This is a genomic window from Paraclostridium benzoelyticum (assembly GCF_001006285.1).
In the GTDB taxonomy this organism is placed as follows: domain Bacteria; phylum Bacillota; class Clostridia; order Peptostreptococcales; family Peptostreptococcaceae; genus Paraclostridium; species Paraclostridium benzoelyticum.
On the sequence record NZ_LBBT01000242.1, the window covers coordinates 1 to 2,191 of the forward strand.

Consider the following 2,191-nt stretch of genomic DNA (forward strand, 5'->3'; position numbering starts at 1 on the left):
AATAGTAAAATTAACACTAATTTTTTATCTATTTCAGTTATATGCTTAATGCTGTTTTTAACTATAGTAATGCTTTCCACGGGTATAGGCTTTAAAAATGCTTCAGAAAAAATTTTAATTGACTCTACTCCTTTTGATGTAAGTATATCTTTATATAGTGATGATTCTATAAAAACCGTAGAAGAGTCTTTAAATGCTGTTAATTTTAAGTTTGATGATACTGAAAAATATGTATATTTTGATATATATGACTCTGGAGTAAAATTAAAAGATATAATCAATAAAAAAGATTTAATTAATAAATATATTTTAAGTGACGAATTTGATTTTTATAATATAGATTTGATAAAACTATCAGATTACAATAATATTAGAAAATTAAAAGGTAAAGATACTGAATCTCTAAAAGAAAATGAGATTATACTAACATCTAATAATAGGAGTATTTTAGATATACTTAATAAAGAGTTTGAAAAAAATAAAAAAATTAACTTATACAATAAGGAATACAAAATTAAAAATGGAGACATAATTGAAGAATCTCTTAAATCTTCACCATATCTTAATAATATTGCAACATTGATAGTTAATGACAATATAGTTCAAAATGCAGAAACTAAGTCATCTAATTTAAATGTACAGTTTACTAAAAATAAGAAAAAGTCAGAAAAAAAATTTCGATTATTACTCGACTCATTTAGAGAGGGTAAAGTAGACTATAACAAGGCTGGTTTTTTAAATGGAGATACTAAACAGGAAATATATATAAATAACAAAGGCGCAGTTACAATTGTATTATTTATAGAGATGTACTTAGGTATAATATTTTTAATTTCTAGCATGGCAATTTTAGCAATCCAACAACTATCAGAAGCTAATGATAGCATAGAAAGATATAAAGCTATAGAGCGTTTAGGAGCAAATGAAAAGATGATTAATAAAACTATATTTATTCAGATACTTATATATTTTGGGCTACCTATATCACTTGCGTTTTTACACTCTATTATAGGTATAAAGGTTATATATAACGTTATGGAATCAGTGTATAATCCAGATATTAAATATACATTGATAAGTACAGCTATTATTTTTCTAGTGGTATATTTTGCATATTTTTACACTACATATATAGGATATAAAAATATAGTTAAAAATTCAAAATAAAAGCTAACCTGATTATTAGGTTAGTTTTTATTTTGAATTTTTTTACTGTTATTAAAGTTAAATGTAAAAAGAAACTGATATAATTAAATTAAATATATCAATTAAAATGACATTGCAAAAAAATCTTTATCAAAGGGATGTATAGATATAGGGCTTATATTAAAAAAAGAAGAAATTGAAAAATATTACTTCCATTCAATTGGTCATTCATTAGGATTAGATACACATGATGTTTGGATAAGTGATTCAAAACGTGAGGTTGGATCTGTGATAACTAATGAGCCGGGACTTTATATAGAAGAAGAGGGTATTGGTATAAGACTAGAAGATGATTTACTAATTACTGACTTTGGGTGTACAAATCTATTAAATGATATACCTATTGAAATAGAAGATATAGAAAACTTAATGAGATAAAAGTTTAAAAGACTTTTTAATGTATTTATTAAAGTATATAAGTGCATTTTAAAGTCTTTTTTATGCTTAGGTAAAGTGAGTTTTATGTTTTAAACAATAAATCTCAGGGTATTTAATTTTGGTAATCGGTAATTATATAATCAAAGGAGAACAATTTATGAGAAAGATATTAAATGAATTTAGAGAATTTGCAGTTAAAGGAAATGTAATAGATCTTGCTGTCGGGGTTGTTGTGGGAGGTGCATTTTCTAAAATAGTTACATCATTAGTAAATGATATTATAATGCCTGTAGTTGGAATGCTAACTGGAGGTATAAACTTTTCTGAATATAAAATTGTACTAAAAGAAGCTGTTGGAAAATCTCCAGCAGTAACTTTAAATTTAGGAAACTTTATACAAACAACAGTTAATTTTATAATAATATCATTTTGTATATTTATATTTATAAAGGGCTTAATGAAGCTGAAAAAGGCAACTCTTAAAGAAGAAATTGCTGTTGAGGAAGAAAAAGCTGAAAAAATTTCTGAAGAAGTTTTATTACTTAGAGATATAAAAGATTTATTACAAAATCAAAATTAATTTTTAAAAAAGGATAAAGTTAAACTT

The 2,191-nt window shown here is 24.1% G+C and carries 3 protein-coding genes; all 3 read left to right on the forward strand.

The window, feature by feature from the left end:
• A partial coding sequence (locus VN21_RS12290) for an FtsX-like permease family protein (protein ID WP_046823518.1) occupies positions 1 to 1,167 on the forward strand: 1,167 nt, incomplete at its 5' end.
• 156 nt (positions 1,168 to 1,323) lie between these two features.
• Entirely contained in the window at positions 1,324 to 1,584 is a 261-nt protein-coding gene (locus VN21_RS18270) for a M24 family metallopeptidase (protein WP_332840880.1), read from the forward strand.
• 157 nt (positions 1,585 to 1,741) lie between these two features.
• Positions 1,742 to 2,164 (forward strand): large-conductance mechanosensitive channel protein MscL, encoded by a 423-nt coding sequence (mscL, locus tag VN21_RS12295; RefSeq protein ID WP_046823519.1) that lies wholly within the window; start codon positions 1,742 to 1,744, stop codon positions 2,162 to 2,164.
• Positions 2,165 to 2,191 lie beyond the last annotated feature (27 nt).

Bases quoted from the DNA above. Each gene is read 5' to 3' on its own strand.
- mscL (WP_046823519.1), top strand. From the start codon at position 1,742: ATGAGAAAGATATTAAATGAATTTAGAGAATTTGCAGTTAAAGGAAAT.